The 15,340-nt window shown below is 64.7% G+C and carries 19 protein-coding genes; 9 read left to right on the forward strand and 10 right to left on the reverse strand.

The window, feature by feature from the left end:
• Position 1: 1 nt before the first annotated feature.
• From nagB to CH271_RS07630, 3 genes are read right to left on the reverse strand one after another with little or no spacing between them, the layout of a single operon-like run.
• Positions 2-781, reverse strand: a complete 780-nt coding sequence (nagB, locus tag CH271_RS07620; protein ID WP_094633236.1) for a glucosamine-6-phosphate deaminase — start codon at positions 779-781, stop codon at positions 2-4.
• A complete protein-coding gene (locus CH271_RS07625; protein WP_179274871.1) occupies positions 782-1,966 on the reverse strand; it encodes an N-acetylglucosamine-6-phosphate deacetylase in 1,185 nt (394 codons plus the stop codon). It abuts the gene before it with no gap.
• Positions 1,963-3,210, reverse strand: a complete 1,248-nt coding sequence (locus CH271_RS07630) for a PTS transporter subunit EIIC (protein WP_052047888.1) — start codon at positions 3,208-3,210, stop codon at positions 1,963-1,965. The genes CH271_RS07625 and CH271_RS07630 overlap by 4 nt, the downstream gene beginning before the upstream one ends.
• A 175-nt stretch (positions 3,211-3,385) precedes the next feature.
• Between CH271_RS07630 and CH271_RS07635 the strand changes: the two genes are divergently transcribed.
• Both CH271_RS07635 and CH271_RS07640 read left to right on the forward strand, forming a co-directional pair.
• The gene (locus tag CH271_RS07635) at positions 3,386-3,616 is read left to right on the forward strand and encodes a glucose PTS transporter subunit EIIB (RefSeq protein ID WP_032393491.1); all 231 of its coding nucleotides are present in this window, start codon (positions 3,386-3,388) and stop codon (positions 3,614-3,616) included.
• Positions 3,613-4,074 (forward strand): PTS sugar transporter subunit IIA, encoded by a 462-nt coding sequence (locus CH271_RS07640; protein ID WP_094633237.1) that lies wholly within the window; start codon positions 3,613-3,615, stop codon positions 4,072-4,074. The genes CH271_RS07635 and CH271_RS07640 overlap by 4 nt, the downstream gene beginning before the upstream one ends.
• 2 nt (positions 4,075-4,076) lie before the next feature.
• Here the strand turns inward: CH271_RS07640 and CH271_RS07645 are convergent, their stop codons facing one another.
• On the reverse strand, positions 4,077-4,820 hold the full coding sequence (locus CH271_RS07645) for a GntR family transcriptional regulator (RefSeq protein ID WP_170945949.1): 744 nt from the start codon (positions 4,818-4,820) through the stop codon (positions 4,077-4,079).
• 182 nt (positions 4,821-5,002) lie between these two features.
• Between CH271_RS07645 and CH271_RS07650 the strand changes: the two genes are divergently transcribed.
• Both CH271_RS07650 and CH271_RS07655 read left to right on the forward strand, forming a co-directional pair.
• The gene (locus CH271_RS07650) at positions 5,003-6,220 is read left to right on the forward strand and encodes a benzoate/H(+) symporter BenE family transporter (RefSeq protein ID WP_094633238.1); all 1,218 of its coding nucleotides are present in this window, start codon (positions 5,003-5,005) and stop codon (positions 6,218-6,220) included.
• A gap of 10 nt (positions 6,221-6,230) precedes the next feature.
• On the forward strand, positions 6,231-6,704 hold the full coding sequence (locus tag CH271_RS07655; protein WP_094633239.1) for an acyl-CoA thioesterase: 474 nt from the start codon (positions 6,231-6,233) through the stop codon (positions 6,702-6,704).
• A gap of 4 nt (positions 6,705-6,708) precedes the next feature.
• On the opposite strand, the gene CH271_RS07660 is transcribed toward CH271_RS07655, so the two are convergent.
• Both CH271_RS07660 and CH271_RS07665 read right to left on the reverse strand, forming a co-directional pair.
• On the reverse strand, positions 6,709-7,734 hold the full coding sequence (locus CH271_RS07660) for a phosphotransferase family protein (RefSeq protein WP_094633240.1): 1,026 nt from the start codon (positions 7,732-7,734) through the stop codon (positions 6,709-6,711).
• A gap of 114 nt (positions 7,735-7,848) precedes the next feature.
• Positions 7,849-8,175 (reverse strand): hypothetical protein, encoded by a 327-nt coding sequence (locus CH271_RS07665; protein WP_052047890.1) that lies wholly within the window; start codon positions 8,173-8,175, stop codon positions 7,849-7,851.
• Between the two features lie 591 nt (positions 8,176-8,766).
• Here CH271_RS07665 and CH271_RS07675 point away from each other — a divergent pair.
• On the forward strand, positions 8,767-9,480 hold the full coding sequence (locus CH271_RS07675; protein ID WP_141217044.1) for a hypothetical protein: 714 nt from the start codon (positions 8,767-8,769) through the stop codon (positions 9,478-9,480).
• 43 nt (positions 9,481-9,523) lie between these two features.
• Here CH271_RS07675 and CH271_RS07680 read toward each other — a convergent pair whose 3' ends face one another.
• The 3 genes from CH271_RS07680 to CH271_RS07690 are packed head-to-tail and all read right to left on the reverse strand — an operon-like array spanning position 9,524 to position 12,386.
• On the reverse strand, positions 9,524-10,945 hold the full coding sequence (locus tag CH271_RS07680) for an NAD(P)(+) transhydrogenase (Re/Si-specific) subunit beta (RefSeq protein WP_037193418.1): 1,422 nt from the start codon (positions 10,943-10,945) through the stop codon (positions 9,524-9,526).
• Positions 10,945-11,268, reverse strand: a complete 324-nt coding sequence (locus tag CH271_RS07685) for an NAD(P) transhydrogenase subunit alpha (protein WP_094633243.1) — start codon at positions 11,266-11,268, stop codon at positions 10,945-10,947. The genes CH271_RS07680 and CH271_RS07685 overlap by 1 nt, the downstream gene beginning before the upstream one ends.
• Entirely contained in the window at positions 11,268-12,386 is a 1,119-nt protein-coding gene (locus tag CH271_RS07690; protein ID WP_037193420.1) for a Re/Si-specific NAD(P)(+) transhydrogenase subunit alpha, read from the reverse strand. The genes CH271_RS07685 and CH271_RS07690 overlap by 1 nt, the downstream gene beginning before the upstream one ends.
• A gap of 254 nt (positions 12,387-12,640) precedes the next feature.
• Between CH271_RS07690 and CH271_RS07695 the strand changes: the two genes are divergently transcribed.
• Positions 12,641-13,081, forward strand: coding sequence for an HIT family protein (locus CH271_RS07695; RefSeq protein WP_037193422.1), 441 nt, complete (start codon positions 12,641-12,643; stop codon positions 13,079-13,081).
• Positions 13,078-13,722 (forward strand): Type 1 glutamine amidotransferase-like domain-containing protein, encoded by a 645-nt coding sequence (locus tag CH271_RS07700; protein ID WP_094633244.1) that lies wholly within the window; start codon positions 13,078-13,080, stop codon positions 13,720-13,722. The genes CH271_RS07695 and CH271_RS07700 overlap by 4 nt, the downstream gene beginning before the upstream one ends.
• Positions 13,723-13,730: 8 nt before the next feature.
• Here the strand turns inward: CH271_RS07700 and CH271_RS07705 are convergent, their stop codons facing one another.
• The gene (locus tag CH271_RS07705) at positions 13,731-14,042 is read right to left on the reverse strand and encodes a hypothetical protein (RefSeq protein ID WP_037193424.1); all 312 of its coding nucleotides are present in this window, start codon (positions 14,040-14,042) and stop codon (positions 13,731-13,733) included.
• Positions 14,043-14,234: 192 nt separating this feature from the next.
• Here CH271_RS07705 and CH271_RS28725 point away from each other — a divergent pair, with 192 nt between their 5' ends.
• On the forward strand, positions 14,235-14,750 hold the full coding sequence (locus CH271_RS28725; RefSeq protein ID WP_170945948.1) for a DUF3558 domain-containing protein: 516 nt from the start codon (positions 14,235-14,237) through the stop codon (positions 14,748-14,750).
• A 4-nt stretch (positions 14,751-14,754) separates the two neighbouring features.
• The gene (locus tag CH271_RS07715; RefSeq protein WP_094633246.1) at positions 14,755-15,291 is read left to right on the forward strand and encodes a DUF3558 domain-containing protein; all 537 of its coding nucleotides are present in this window, start codon (positions 14,755-14,757) and stop codon (positions 15,289-15,291) included.
• Positions 15,292-15,340 lie beyond the last annotated feature (49 nt).

The following is a 15,340-nucleotide window of genomic DNA, read 5'->3' on the forward strand; positions in this document are numbered from 1 at the left end:
CTCACAGGTGCTGCCACCGGGGCTTGTTTGCATAGGCGTACCGGTAGTAGTCCGCGAGTGCGAGCGACGCCGCCGCGGCCTCGTCCAACAGCACCGTTGCGTGCGGGTGCCATTGGATCGCCGACGCCGGACAGTGCGCCGACAGCGGTCCTTCGACGGCCGCCGCCACCGCGTCCGCTTTCGACTCCCCCGTTGCGATCAACACCAGGTGACGGGCCTCGTCGATGGTGCCGAGACCCTGCGTCAGTACGTGATGCGGCACGTCCTCGGGCGAATCGAAGAAACGGGCATTGTCGGCGCGAGTCTGTTCGGTCAGCGTCTTGACCCGCGTCCGCGATCGCAGTGAAGATCCGGGCTCGTTGAAGCCGATGTGTCCGTCGGTGCCTATTCCGAGGATCTGAACATCGATGCCGCCTGCCGCCGCGATCGCCGCGTCGTACCGCTGCGCCTCCGCCGCGATGTCGTCCGCTTCGCCGTCGGGCGAGAAGACTGCGGCGTCGTCCAGGTCGACGTGGTCGACGAAGTTGTCTCGAATGAACGAGAAGTAGGACTGCTCGGCTGCTTTCGCCAGTCCGATGTATTCGTCGAGCAGAAAGGCTCGGCATCGCGCGAACGACAGGCCGTCGTCCCGATGCCGTCGCGCCAACTCGCGATAGGTGCCCACCGGGGTCGACCCGGTCGCCAGTCCCAGTACAGCCGGACCGGCTCGCACCACTCGTTCGACGATGTCGGCGGCCGTTCGATCCACTGCGTCGACCCCCTCGAGGATCACGACCTCCATCTAGCTGTCCTCTCTGATTGCAGTTCCGCTTCTGATCACCTGTAGTGGCTCGAACGCCGCGTCGACCACCAGCACGTCGGCTCTCATGCCCTGTTCGAGGCACCCGATGTCGGAGCCGAGTCCGATCGATGCCGCCGGAGTCGACGATGCGGCCCGGACCGCTTCGACAATGGGCACGCCGGCGTCCAGCACGGCGCGGCGCACCAGGTCCAGCACGGTCGCGGTTCCGCCCGCGATCGGAGCGGTCTCGGAGTCTGCGTCGCGGGACAACCGTGCGACCGAGTGCTGGACGGTCACATCCAGTGGTCCGAGTCGGTAGCGACCGTCCGGCATTCCGGCCGCGGCCATCGCGTCGGACACCAGCGCGATCTGTGCGCCACCGACGAGATCGAACACCGCGCGCACGGTCTCGTCGGCGAGATGCACTCCGTCGCCTATCAATTCGAGCACCATCACGCTGCGGGCCGCGGCCGCCAGGCACTCGCTCACCGGGCCCGGCGATCGATGATGCCAGGTCGGCATTCCGTTGAAGAGGTGCGTGGCCGTCATCGGACCGTCCCCCAGCGACTCGACAGCGCGTCGGGTGGTGAGCGCATCGGCGTCCGTGTGCCCGATGCTCGGCAGTATGCCGTTCTCCCGCAACATCTCTGCTACGGCAGCGAAACCGTCGATCTCGGGCGCAAGGGTCATCGACCGCACGGCTCCCCGGCCCGCGGCCAGTATGTCGCGCAGCAGTCCGGGATCTCCGCTGCGCAGCGAGGCCGGGTCCTGCGCGCCGCAGCGGGCGACCGAGAGAAACGGCCCCTCGATGTGCAGGCCTGCGATGTCACCGGACTCGTACAGATCGGCCAACAGCGACGTCTGCTCGATCAGTCGTTCCGGCGGTGCCGACACCAGTGAGGCGAGCATCGTCGTGGTCCCGCGGGAGCGGTGATGCCGCACCGCCGTCATGAGATCGACGGCCGGTGAATCGGGAAACGAAGCCCCCGCTCCACCGTGGCAGTGCAGATCGATCAACCCGGGGAGGATCGTCGAATTCGTGTGCGGTGCTCGATCACCGGTCCATGCCGATGCCGGTCCGACCCAGGAGATCCGGTCTCCCGTCGACGCGACGACGCCGTCCTCGATCACCTGGTCGCGCGTGACGACACGCCCTCGGAGCGTCGTTGCAGTGGATGCGGTCATGCCCGGTCGGGTTCGAGCACAGCGTCGTCCTCACGTCCGGGGGTGCGCAGGTTCCACTTCTTGATGACGAAGCTGAACAGGAAGTAGTAGATCACCGCGTACACCAGGCCGATCGGAATGAGCAGCCATGCCTTGGTGGCGATTCCGTAGTTCAGCAGGTAGTCGATGCCACCGGCGGAGAAGAAGAATCCGTCATGGATTCCGAGGGCATTGGTCAGCGCCATCGAGGTTCCGGTCAACACCGCGTGGATGATGTAGAGCGGCCAGGCCACGAACATGAACGAGTATTCGAGCGGCTCGGTGATCCCGGTGACGAAGGCAGTCAGGCCGGTGGACAACATGATTCCGCCGACGATCTTCTTCTGCGACGGCTTGGCGTTGCGGTAGATCGCGAATGCCGCAGCGGGAAGTGCGAACATCATGATCGGGAAGAATCCGGTCATGAACACTCCGGCGGACGGGTCGCCGGCGAAGAACCGGTTCAGATCGCCGCGGACCAATTGACCGCTTGCATCCTGGTAGTCCCCCACCAGGAACCAGACGACGGAGTTCAAAATGTGGTGCAGCCCTGTGGGAATGAGCATGCGGTTGGCGAAGCCGTAGATTCCGCTACCCACCACGCTGTGGTCGGCGACGGTGTTGCCCACCCACTGGAGAGCGCTGTAGAAGAGTGGGTACACGAACGACATGATCACGGCGACGACGAGACCGGTGATCGCCGTCATGATCGGCACCAGACGACGGCCGCTGAAGAAGCCGAGATAATCCGGCAGCTTCTGTCGATAGAAACGCTGCCAGAGAATTGCCGAGAGCAGTCCGATGACGATGCCTGCCAACACGCCGTAGTCGATCACTGCCGGGTCACCGTTGGCATCGACCTCTCCGTCGAGCACGACCGGCGACATTGCCGTGAAGACTCCGTTCATCACCATGTAGCCGACCACAGCTGCGAGCGCGGTCGAACCATCGGACTTCTTGGCCCAGCCGATGGCGATACCGACCGCGAAGATGAGGGGAAGCCAGGTGAAAACCGACTGGCCTGCCGCGGAGATGACCGCAGCAGTGGTCTTCAGTGCGCTGAACCTCCCCAGCAGGTCGTCCTGACCGAGCCGCAGGAGAATTCCGGCTGCGGGCAGAACAGCGATCGGCAGCATGAGGCTGCGACCGAACCGCTGCAGCCCGGCCAATGATCGTGATTCCTTCTTCGGCTCGGTATCGATCGAGTCCGTCTTCTTCGGGGTCATGGCGACCTTCTCTTCGAGGCTGGTCCTTCGAGGGCAATTTCGCTGTTGTGACCGGATGCCATCAGGGGTACTGTCCGGTCATTACCAGTTGTAGTTTGGCCAGGTGGCAGGCTCGTGTCAACCCGGCCGTGTGATCCACCCGACAGATACAAGCCGACAGAAAGCGAGAATCCACATGTCCAAAGCGGACGCGATCGTCGAAGGCCTCGGCGGTGCCGACAACATCGTCGAGATCGAAGCGTGCATCACTCGGCTGCGCACCGAGGTGAAGGACGGGTCGTTGGTGAACGAGGCGGCGCTCAAGGCAGCAGGTGCCCACGGCGTATTTCACAAGGGAACCGCCGTTCAGGTCATCGTCGGTCCCGAAGCGGACACGCTCGCAGAAGACATCGGCGACATCCTGTGAGCGCAAGGGCGATCCTCAGCCCGGTTGCCGGGCAGGTCATCTCGCTCGCCGACGTGCCCGACCCGGTGTTCTCGGCGCAGATGGTCGGCTCCGGTGTCGCACTACGCCCGGCTCCGAACGACGGGTCCGTCGAGGTTCGTTCACCGGTCGCGGGCACGATCCTCAAACTTCACCCGCACGCGTTCGTCGTTTTCACCGAGGACAAGGCGGGCGTGTTGGTGCACATCGGTATCGACACCGTGAAGATGAAGGGCGCGGGCTTCGAACTCGTTGCAGCAGAGGGCGATCGAGTCGAGGCCGGCGACCTCGTCGTCACCTACGATCCCGCAGCGATCGCGGCGGCGGGCTACTCGGATGTCGTTCCGGTGGTGTTGATGGATTCGAAGCCGGATTCGGTCACGAGTGCGAGCATCGACAACACCGTGGCAGTGGGCGACCTGCTGTTCGAGCTGCCCTGATCTCACCGACGCTGCGGGGTGCGTCGTCCGCCTTCGACTTCCATCGACAATTGGTACCGATCGCAGCGGTACCAGCTCTCGGTGTGTTCGAGCGGCTCGTCGCCACTGAAGGAGACTCGGTCGAAATACAGCACGGGGGCACCGCGCTTGGTGCCGAGCAGGGTGGCGGTATCACTGTCTGCCGCAGTGGCTTTGACGGTCTGCTCGGCCCGGTCGATCGTCAACCCGTAGTGGATCTGGACGGCCTCGTACACAGACTTGCTCAGATCGTGCTCGATCAGTCCTGGTAGCAGGGAAGCCCGGTACCACGCGTCGTCGACGCTGACCGGTTCGGCGTCGGCCAGCCGTAGACGCTTGACGTGGTAGGTCTGTTCTCCGTCGGCCAGGCCGAGAGCACGAGTCGTTGCCGCCGAGGGGCTTTCGAGCCGCGCGAACAGCACCACAGTGGTAGGCGTCAGCCCCTGCGCACGCATCTCCTCCGAGAACGATGCCAGGTGCAAACGAGACTGCACGGTGCGACTGGCCACGAACGTGCCCTTGCCACGGACTCGCACCAGATGCCCGTCGTTGACGAGCTGGCCGATGGCCTCGCGGACGGTGATGCGGCTGACGCCGTAGTCCTCCATCAGTTTTCGCTCGCTGGGCATCAGATCGCCGGGTTGCAGCTCCTTGGTGCAGCGGTGCAACAGAATTGCGCGAAGCTGTTCGTGCTTCGGGACTTGACTGTCCCTCAGATGTACGGGCATCACCACTGCGCCGGCCTTTCCGTCACTCGCCGAACCAGCGGTACGGACTGGTCCGGTCCAACCAAGAGACTACGTCACGTCGACGGTGCCCCGACAGCATTCGGCCACGGATTGGTGGCGCCGACTCGGCTAAAGGGGAAACGACGCGACAGGCGACGGCCCGCAGTGCATCATCGTCAGTCGTGACCACTGCCGACGCCGCCGACAGACCGACGCCACTCTCGACCCCTGTCAGCGCTGGAATCGTGGCCTCACTGGTCGGCTTCACCAGCTCGTTCGCTGTCGTGCTGACGGGCCTGCGGGCAGTAGGTGCCAGCCCGACCGAGGCGGCCTCGGGATTGCTGGCGCTCTGTGTCACGCAGGCGGTGGGCATGATGTGGCTCGCACGCAGATATCGACAGCCCATCACCCTGGCGTGGTCGACGCCGGGCGCTGCGCTGCTCGCCGGAACCGGTGTGGTCGTCGGAGGGTGGCCCGCCGCTGTGGGTGCCTTCGTCACTGTCGGGGTGCTGATCGTCCTGACGGGCCTGTGGCCCAGACTCGGCGCTGCGGTGTCGAAGATTCCGGTACCACTCGCTCAGGCGATGTTGGCCGGAGTGCTGCTACCGCTGTGCGCGGCACCGGTCGGTGCGTTCTCCGACTCACCCGCTCGGATAGCGCCGGTGGTACTCGTCTGGCTCGTGGTACTTCGATTCAGTGCGCGCTGGGCGGCGCCCGCTGCGTTCCTCGCGGCGGCTGCAGTCATCGCAGCGGACTTGATCGGCGGCGGCACACCCGTCGCGGCGTCCGATCTGATCCCTCGAATCGACTGGACGGTTCCGCACTGGACCTGGCAGGCGACGATCGGTATCGCGGTGCCGCTGTACATCGTCACCATGGCGTCGCAGAACATCCCGGGCACCACCGTCATGGCGTCGTTCGGCTTCCGAATTCCTTGGCGGGCGTCGATGACGGTCACCGGAACCGGCACTGTCCTGGGCGCATTCGCGGGTGGGCACACGATCAACCTCGCCGCGATCAGCGCTGCGCTCGCGGCGAATCCCAGTGCCCATCCGGACCCGAAGCGGCGTTGGGTCGCGGCCTTCTCCGCGGGTTCCTCGTATCTGGTGTTGGCGCTGCTGTCCGCCGCATTGGCAACCCTGGTTGCCGCAGCCCCGCCAGGCGTGGTCGAAACCGTTGCCGGACTTGCTTTGTTGGGAACTCTCGCGGCATCACTGTTCGGTGCACTCGAACATGCATCGGACAGAGAGGCGACCGTTCTGACGTTCCTCGTCGCCGCTTCCGGCCTGACATTCGCAGGAATCGGCTCCGCATTCTGGGCATTGGTCGTCGGTCTGGTGGTCCGAGCGATCCTGCGTCGGCAGTCCCCGGCGACGCCCGCTGCCGACGCCACTGGTTAGGGTCACGTTCATGACCGATCAGGTGAACCCAGGGCCGGAGTTGTCGCACGCATCGGACTATCCGGCTCTGTGGCCCGTGACGACGCGATGGGACGACAACGACCACTACGGCCACGTCAACAACGTCACCTACTACGCGTATTTCGATACCGCCGTCAACGGTTGGTTGATGGAGACGACCGGACTCGATATCCGCACACTGCCGGCGATCGGTGTCGTCGCCGAAACCTCGTGCCGCTACCTGTCCGAGTTGAGCTTTCCGGATCGGCTTCAGGTCGGCCTGGCCGTCGAGAAGCTGGGCACCCGTAGCATCGTGTACTCGCTCGGGTTGTTCCGCGAGGCAGGCAACGATGCGTTGGAGCTGGCGGCGAGGGGTCGATTCGTACACGTGTACGTCGACGGGACAACGCGTAGACCGGTGGCGATTCCGCCCGAAATCGAGAGCGCAGCGCGGACTCTGGTGATCGGGACCGGGTCGATCTGACCGACTACAGGCCGATCTCGTCGGCTGTACGCAACGCCCTGGTGACGATGTCGTCGATGAGCGTCGTGGTCGGCCCGCCTGCCACGGCCCGGTTTCGCGAGTCGGCTTCCATACGGCGCATGACACCTTCGGCGATGATCGAGAGCTTCCACAACGCCAGCACCTGCCAGAATCCGACATCGGAGACGTCGCGCCCGGTGTGTTGCGCATACGACTCGACGAGCTCGGCCCGAGTGGGAAAGCCCGGCAGAGTCGACGCCATGAACGGACCGGCGACCCCGTCGTCGGCTTGCGGCCAGTAGGCCAGCAGGCCGCCGAGGTCCGCCAACGGATCTCCGAGTGTGCACAGCTCCCAGTCGACGACCGCCGCGACACGACCGTCTTCGCGGGCCGTGATGACGTTGCTGAGGTGGAAGTCTCCGTGTACCAGGGTCACTTCGTGCTGCGGAGGAATCCCCGCTGCCAATCGAGTTGCCAGCGAATCGATACCGGGTACGTCGCGAGTGCGCGAGGATTGCCACTGCTTGGTCCACCGGGCGAGTTGGCGAGCGGCGTACGGCTTGTGACTGGCCAGATCTGCCAGACCCGAGGAGTCGAGATCGACGCGGTGGATGTCGGACAGTGCCACCGTGAGGCCGAGCCCGACGCGGCGTCGGTGGTCGGGGTCGAGTTGTTCGGCTGCCGCCACCGAGTCGACGACGATCCCGTCGACGAAACTCATCAGCACGAGCGGGACCTCGGACACCGAAGGATCCTCGGTGATCGCGATCATCTTCGGAACCGGCACCGCCGTGTTCTGCAGTCCGGAAAGAATTCGATGTTCGCGCACCACGTCGTGTGCGGACGCCAGCAGATGCCCCAGTGGTGGACGCCGAAGTACCCAGCTGCTGCCACCGGCGTCGCGCACGGCATAGGTGAGATTGGACTGACCGTTGCCGATTCGCTGGAAGGTGAGAGGCGAGGTTGCGCCGATCCCCAATCCTGCGATCCAGGTCGATACTGCGTCCTCGTCCAGTCCCACTGCGCCCATACAGAACCCTCACTTCGCCGCGCGACACCGTTGTCGACTGCCGTCATCGGAATTCGACCGATAGTAGCGAAGCGGAACCTGCCCTGGTGCGAAAGACTCCGGGCCCGGGGCGAGTCAGCTGGCGCGCACGAAGGCGGGGATCAGAGCCGGTGTGGCAACTGCTGCGGCCGGCACCGCTGCTCCGTGACGCTTGACGGCGATTTCGTCCACTTCGCCGATCAGCATTGCTACCAGCGTCTCTGGCTCGGCCGCCCACACCGAGGAGATGTTGCGTACCTCGGCGGGAGCGAAGAGGCCGCTGTTGGTCAGTGCATCGATCCACTCGGCGACTGCCTCGGCGGTGGGCTCCGGCACGGTGGATCGGTCGAGGGAATCCGCTTCGAACTCGTTGCAAAAGAACGCGCGGACCATGTCGAGCTGTCCCTGAGACATTGCGGTCATGTTCTTCTCCTTCGAGTTTCCGGCGTCCGTAGCTGTCGAGTACCCGATTCCGGCGGGCTGTGACGGGCACCACGGTCCGTTTCCAGATCGTTATCGATTTGGGTGTAACGGCCGAATCCGGGTTTCCGATGCGGCTGAAACTACGCCCTTTCGGACGGTCTCGCCCAGGGTGAACTGGACTATGTGAGTATCGTCACACACATGGACCCATCCAATCAACGCCTTGCAACGAAGTCATAGCTCGCATTGCGAAATGCTGTGACGCTGAACAATCGAAGGACAAACGCCCAGCTGAGCGGACCGAGGACCACCAGAGGGCGCGATTCGGCGGCAGGAATGCGAGCATCGCCGATCGAATCCACTCGATTCCATTCCAGGTCAGTGGCCCGCTTAGCCCTCACAAACCAGTTTCCGCCCCCGAATGGATCGGCCAAACCGACTCGGAGAATTTGACTGGCGGCCACCGCTACTCGAAACTGCATGATTCCGCTCAGACCGTGCGGTGTGATCGAATCGTTACCACGGCAAGAATCAGCCGCTTCCCATGTTCCTCACATCCTGCGTTCAGCCGGTTCGGGCACCGTGGCACTCATGCCTCCACCGAGCCTGGATTCCGGACCGATCCGCGCATCCCCCGACGCCGAGACGCCTGCCGTGCCGTCCACCACCTCGAGCCGTCCACGCCGGCGAGCGGTCGCCGTGCGGTCGGCCGTGTCAGGTGCCTCCGCAGTCCTGCTGCTGATCTTCCTGATGTGGGCGCCGCACGCCGCACCCTCGACGTTCGGGGAATCCATGCCCGGCTCGGCACTGGCCGCTCACGTACTCGATGCGATCGATGTGACCGCCGTCTTGATCGCCGTGGCCGCGCTCGCGGTCGTGGCGCTGATACGCAAGCTGCCGTTCGGCATCGGGGTGGTGATCGCCTGCACCATCGGTGCCGTCGTGACCAGTGCGCTCGCTCGCGAGATCATGGGAGCCACGACGGCGTCCGCAGACCTTCCGAGCGGTCAACTCGTCGCCGTGGCCTCGCTGCTCGGAGCTGCATCCATGGTGGCGTCCGCGGCGTGGCGGCCCGTGATCCTCGGTCTGGGAACTGTCGCGACGCTCGCGGTGGCGGCGGCCGCCCTGATCGTCGGATCCGCGTCCATCACCGGGATCGTGAGCGCAGCATCGATCGTGTTCGTGTGGTGGCCGGCGTGCTCGATCGTCATGCTCTTCTCACCCGACGCAGCTGCCCGTGAAGCCCGCAACCCGCTCGACACGGCCGCGCTGGCCGTTCGACGCAAGACGGGGCGCTCCCGGTGATGAACAACGGGAGCGCCCCATCGAGGCTGCTGACTGCTCGCGACTAGAGAGCCTTGAGCTCCTCGGTCACCTCGGAAACCGATTTCTTCGCGTCACCGAACAGCATCGAGGTGCCCTCGGCGAAGAACAACGGGTTCTCGATACCTGCGAATCCGGACGACATCGACCGCTTGAGAACGATGACCGACTTCGATTGATCGACGTTCAGGATCGGCATGCCGTGAATCGGGCTCGACGGATCGTTGCGCGCAGCCGGATTGGTCACGTCGTTCGCGCCGATGACCAACGTGACATCGGTACGGGCGAACTCGTCGTTGATGTCGTCCATTTCCTTCATCGCGTCGTATGCGACGTCGGCCTCTGCAAGGAGCACGTTCATGTGCCCGGGCATGCGACCGGCGACGGGGTGAATCGCGTATTTGACCTCGACACCCTTCGACTCGAGCAGCTTGGCCATGTCCTTGACCGCATGCTGTGCCTGCGCAACGGCGAGGCCGTATCCGGGAACGACGATGACCTGGTTGGCGTACGCCATCTGGATGGCAGCGTCGGCTGCGGACGTGGCCTTCGCCGTTCCCCCACCTGCGCCGGCGGGACCTGCAGCAGCGTCACCGCCGCCGAATCCACCGGCGACGATTGCCGGAATGGATCGGTTCATGGCCTTGGCCATGAGGTTGGTCAGGATCGTGCCGGACGCGCCGACGATCATGCCTGCAACGATCATCGCGGTGTTGTTGAGCGCCAGACCTGCCGCCGCAGCGGACAAACCGGTCAGAGCGTTGAGCAGCGAAATGACGACCGGCATGTCTGCGCCGCCGATGGGCAGCACCACCGTCAGACCGAGAATTCCGGCGAGTACCAGAACCGCAACGATCCACCACTGCGATACCCCGCCGCCCGGAGTGGCGTTGATGCCGATGACCACTGCAGCGGCCACAGCGCCGATCAGCAGCAGAGCGTTGAGCGGCTGCTGCAATTTGCCGATGGTGATGGGCGAACCGGGCAGGGTCTCCTGCAGCTTGAGAAACGCGATCAGTGATCCCCAGAACGAGATCGACCCGATGATCGCCGCGAACAGCGACCCGATGACGATGTGGACAGTCGGTGATTCACCGTGCTTGAAGTTCGAGAATCCCGACGTGTCGAGGAACTCGGCCCAGGCGATCAACGCGACCGTTCCACCGCCGACGCCGTTGAACAGAGCCACCAGCTGTGGCATCGCGGTCATCTTGACCCGGCGAGCAGGCGGGATACCGAGCGCAACGCCGACGACCAGACCGACGACGATCAGAATCCAGTTGCCGGTGTCTCGGATGGAGATCAGCGTCGCCACGACAGCGAGGAACATGCCGACCGCGGCGATCTGGTTGCCACGCACGGCCGTCTTCGGTCCGGTCAGACCCATCAGGCCGTAGATGAACATGCCGAAGGCGACGATGTAGAGAATGTTGACGAGATTGTCCATCAGGAGTCAGCACCCTTCTTGGCATCGGCAGGAACGGGCTTGGACTTGAACATGCCGAGCATGCGGTCGGTGACCACGAATCCACCGATGACGTTGACGGTTCCGAACACGAGAGCGACGAACAGGATGACCTGCAGGCCGATGGACGGATCGTCGACCTTGCCGAGCACCACCAGGGCACCGAGTACGACGATGCCGTGGATGGCATTGGTTCCCGACATCAACGGGGTGTGCAAGGTGTTGGGCACCTTGGAGATCACCGCGAAGCCGACGAACCCGGACAACACCAGGATCGCGATGTTCGCGAGCAGCGGGGTGTACATCAGTTCTCCTTCTCACGTGTCACGCAGGCACCGGCGAGAACCTCGTCCGAAAAATCGGGGGCGAGCTTGCCGTCGACCAACATGAGTTCGAGCAATGCCGAGATGTTCTTCGAGTACAGCTCGCTGGCGTGCTCGGGCATCGAGGCCGGCAGGTTCAACGGCGAGCAGATGGTGACGTCGTGCTTGACGACGGTCTCGCCGGGCTCGGTGAGTTCGCAGTTGCCACCGGTTTCCCCTGCGAGGTCGATCACGACGCTGCCGGGCTTCATGCCCTCGACGGCTGCGGCCGTGACCAGTCGCGGGGCGGGGCGTCCGGGCACCAACGCGGTGGTGATGACCACGTCGAATCCCTTGATGGCCTCTTCGAGAGCCTTCTGCTGTTGCACCCGCTCGTCTTCGGTCAGCTCACGCGCGTATCCGCCCTCGCCCGCGGCGTCGATCCCCAGGTCGAGCCACTGCGCGCCGACGGAGCGAACCTGATCCGCCACCTCCGGTCGCACGTCGTACCCGGTGGGGCGGCCGCCGAGACGCTTCGCGGTGGCGAGCGCCTGCAGACCTGCCACACCGACGCCCAGTACCAGCACGGTAGCGGGCTTGACGGTGCCAGCGGCGGTGGTGAGCATCGGGAAGAACCGGGTGGACTCCGACGCGGCCAGCAGCACGGCCTTGTAGCCGGCGACGTTGGCCTGAGAGGACAGTGCGTCCATCACCTGCGCCCGCGAGATCCGCGGGATCGCTTCGACGGCGAAGGCCTGTACTCCGGCCGCCTTCAACGCCCCGATGCTGTTCTCCGCGTTGCGCGGTGCCAGGAATCCGATGAGCGTCGAGCCCGACTTCAGCTTGGCGATCTCGGCATCGGACGGCGGCGCAACCTTCACCACGACGTCCGCCGACCATGGATCACCGATGGTCGCTCCGGCGGCGACGTACAGCTCGTCGGGAATCAGAGCGCCGAGACCGGCACCCGATTCGACGACGATCTCCACGCCCTTACCCGTCAGGGAGGCAACGATCTTGGGCACCAGGGCGACGCGACGTTCGCCCTCCCCCGATTCCCGAACCACACCGACGACAGTCGTGGATCCCGAACCCTTCTCAGTGCTCTGCGATGTATCCAAATCTCCGTCTTCCTGCGTTGAATGGTGTCCACTGATCGGCCGATGGTCCCGAACTTGCGACGAGTGGACGAACCCATGCGACAAAGGCACAAGGTCCCTGATAGTAGCCAGAGGAGACAGACCGCGGGTAACCCGGAACACAGTCCGATTCGTTCTGAATCGAGTCCGTTCGGCATTCCGCGGTTACAGGACGAGCAATTGTGATGCACGCCATACAGGTCTATCGGTGATGATCGGACCCTACAGTGACAACCGTGGAATCTTGCATCTTCTGTGCCATCGTCGCCGGCGACGCCCCCGCGCACCGTGTGTTCGAGAACGACCACGCGATCGCCTTTCTCGACATCCGGCCGGTCAGTCGCGGACACCTGCTCGTCGTCCCGCGCGAGCACGCCACCGATCTGAACTCGACCCATCCGGACGCGGCCGCCGACGTGTTTCGCGTCGGACACACCCTGTCGCGCGCAGTGCGCCACTCGGACCTGCGCGCCGACGGAGCCAATCTCGTCATCAACGACGGCAAGGCCGCGTTTCAGACGGTCTTCCACCTGCATCTGCACGTGGTGCCCCGGTGGCACCGGGATCGCTTCCGGTTCGCGGCCGGGTTCGTGACGCGTCGCCTGAGTGAGCCCGAGCGTGTCGCGGACGCCGTTCGCGTCGGGTTGGCCCGGCTGAACGGCGAATCGACAGCATGAAGTTGTTCCTGTCGTCCTATCGATTCGGCGGCCACTCGGACGCTTTCGTCGAGCTCACCGGGCCGCCGTCCGATATCGCGGTCATCGCGAACGCATCGGACGCGTGGCCCCTCGCCGCTCGCACGTCCTCGCTCCGAAGCGAGTTCGGTCCGCTGCGGGCGCTCGGGTACCGGCCTGCCGAGCTGGATCTGCGCGATTACGTGGGTCGGCCCGCCGCATTCGAGCGCGCACTCGACGGCTTCGGTGCGGTGTGGGTGCGCGGAGGCAACACCTTCGTCCTGCGCGCTCAACTCGCCCGCTCGGGTGCAGACGAGATCCTCACCGAGCGTGTTCGGCGGGGATCGATCGTGTACGGCGGATACAGCGCGGGCGCGTGTGTGGCCGCACCATCGTTGATCGGAGTCGAGGACGCGGACGACCCTGGCGAGGTTCGGCCCGCCACCGGTGTCGATCCGGTGTGGATCGGACTGGGCCTGGTCGATTACTCGATTGTCCCGCATCTGAATTCTGTTCTGGACGAGAACGATTCGGGGCACGCTACGGTGCAGCGCCTACGCAGGGACGGTGTCGACTGTCATGGGTTGACCGACGAACAGGCCATCGTCGTCGATGCGTCGGGGACGCGGTTGCTCGGTACTTGACCCTTACTTCAGCCCAGGCGGGCAAGTGGTGCGAGCCGGTCCAGCGAGGACCACGCCAGCGAGCACCGCCTGGCGGTCATCTCGTCCGCGTCGAGCACCAGCATGTCGAACAACTGCCGAGGGGCCTGATGCCACGAGTCGGCAATACGCGCGATGGTTGCTCGATCGAACAGCCCTGACTGCGTCAACGCCTGAACCCATTCGTCGATCTCGCCTCGGTGAATGCGCTCGATGGTGTCGTATTCGATTCCGCCCCCGAGGAATTCGTACGAGAACATCGCGGCCACGTAGTTCCAGGAGTCACTTCCGGGATCGATCATGGTGCAGCCTCCTTGTCGACTCGCACCGCGTGGGGTGCGAGGTTCGCTGCGCTGGACGCTAGCGTGGCGAACTACAAATTTGCGTGTCGGCGACGCATCGATCTGGTAACGCCTGAGGCTGGTGTTACTGATGTGACTCACTTCGATCAAACGCTCCCCCTCTGCCGTGCAGGGTGGGTAGAGTCCGCATTCGTGCGCACCAGGGCCGTTACAGCGTTGATCGCGGCGGTCGGATGTGTACTGGTCGGATGCTCCGACACACCGGGCACCGAAGCCGATCCGGATCCGGCCGAGACGGCCGACCAGCTCATCACCGAAGAGCTCTTCGTCGGTGAATGCGGGTCGATGGACAACACGGAAGTGCAGACACTCACGGCCGTTCCCGACCTGACGGTGGTGTCCGAGAACGCTGTTCGTTGCCGATGGGAATCCGCGAGCGGCGCGTACGCGATGTTCACCTGGTACCGCGGCAGCCCCATCGACCGAGAGAGTTCCGTGGCCGAAGCCGTCGGCCGCACCATCGAGCGCATCGATGTGGACGGACACCCGGGATTCACCGCAGCAGCGTCGGGCGCGTCGTGCGAGGCCGGGGTCGAGAACGGGGACGGCTTCGTCCACTGGTCCGTCAACTACGTGGTCGACGGCCCCCGTGACTCCTGCGACGTCGTCGAGGATCTGGCCAGATCCACGATCTCGAAGGCGAAGTAGCCCGATGACAACGTTCCCTTCCACCGATTCCACCCGTCGCGTCCTCGCCGCTGTCCTCGTGACTGCGGCCGTCGGTACCGGATGCACCACCACCGTGACCGGTACGGCGGTACCCGCTCGATCGGGCGGCAGCGGACAGTTCGACCAGCTGCTCGAGGAGTGCATCGCCGTCCCGGATCCCACCATCGCCGAAACGGTGGGAGCCGACCTCGTCGATCAGTACTTCTACGGTGCGGTGTGCATGTGGACCGGGATCGGTGCAGGCGGACTCATCGACGTGACCTTCGCCTGGTTCGAGAACGATGCACTCTCGCGTGAGCGAGAGCTGGCCGATCGACTCGGCTACACCACCGAAGACGTTGCCGTTGGCGGCACCACAGCGTTCCTGTCGCGACGACCGGCCGACCCGTCGTCGTGCGGAATCAGCGCGGCGTACTCGGGCGTCATCACCTGGTGGGTGCAGTACCGAGGCGGCAGTCCGGCCGACCCGTGCGCCGCCGCCACCGAACTCGCAGAACTGACGCTGCAACGCAATCAGTGATCGAGCGTCGACCGACCCCGACTCCGCCGCACGCGCGGCCGTGACAGAC

It is taken from the genome of Rhodococcus sp. 05-340-2 (genome assembly GCF_002258915.1).
Lineage (GTDB): Bacteria > Actinomycetota > Actinomycetes > Mycobacteriales > Mycobacteriaceae > Rhodococcoides.

Excerpts from the sequence above, each read along its gene's own strand:
- nagB (WP_094633236.1), bottom strand. The coding sequence starts at position 781 with ATGGAGGTCGTGATCCTCGAGGGGGTCGACGCAGTGGATCGAACGGCC.
- CH271_RS07625 (WP_179274871.1), bottom strand. The coding sequence starts at position 1,966 with ATGACCGCATCCACTGCAACGACGCTCCGAGGGCGTGTCGTCACGCGC.
- CH271_RS07630 (WP_052047888.1), bottom strand. The coding sequence starts at position 3,210 with ATGACCCCGAAGAAGACGGACTCGATCGATACCGAGCCGAAGAAGGAA.
- CH271_RS07635 (WP_032393491.1), top strand. The coding sequence starts at position 3,386 with ATGTCCAAAGCGGACGCGATCGTCGAAGGCCTCGGCGGTGCCGACAAC.
- CH271_RS07645 (WP_170945949.1), bottom strand. The coding sequence starts at position 4,820 with ATGCCCGTACATCTGAGGGACAGTCAAGTCCCGAAGCACGAACAGCTT.
- CH271_RS07655 (WP_094633239.1), top strand. The coding sequence starts at position 6,231 with ATGACCGATCAGGTGAACCCAGGGCCGGAGTTGTCGCACGCATCGGAC.
- CH271_RS07660 (WP_094633240.1), bottom strand. The coding sequence starts at position 7,734 with ATGGGCGCAGTGGGACTGGACGAGGACGCAGTATCGACCTGGATCGCA.
- CH271_RS07665 (WP_052047890.1), bottom strand. The coding sequence starts at position 8,175 with ATGACCGCAATGTCTCAGGGACAGCTCGACATGGTCCGCGCGTTCTTT.
- CH271_RS07675 (WP_141217044.1), top strand. The coding sequence starts at position 8,767 with ATGCCTCCACCGAGCCTGGATTCCGGACCGATCCGCGCATCCCCCGAC.
- CH271_RS07680 (WP_037193418.1), bottom strand. The coding sequence starts at position 10,945 with ATGGACAATCTCGTCAACATTCTCTACATCGTCGCCTTCGGCATGTTC.
- CH271_RS07685 (WP_094633243.1), bottom strand. The coding sequence starts at position 11,268 with ATGTACACCCCGCTGCTCGCGAACATCGCGATCCTGGTGTTGTCCGGG.
- CH271_RS07700 (WP_094633244.1), top strand. The coding sequence starts at position 13,078 with ATGAAGTTGTTCCTGTCGTCCTATCGATTCGGCGGCCACTCGGACGCT.
- CH271_RS07705 (WP_037193424.1), bottom strand. The coding sequence starts at position 14,042 with ATGATCGATCCCGGAAGTGACTCCTGGAACTACGTGGCCGCGATGTTC.
- CH271_RS07715 (WP_094633246.1), top strand. The coding sequence starts at position 14,755 with ATGACAACGTTCCCTTCCACCGATTCCACCCGTCGCGTCCTCGCCGCT.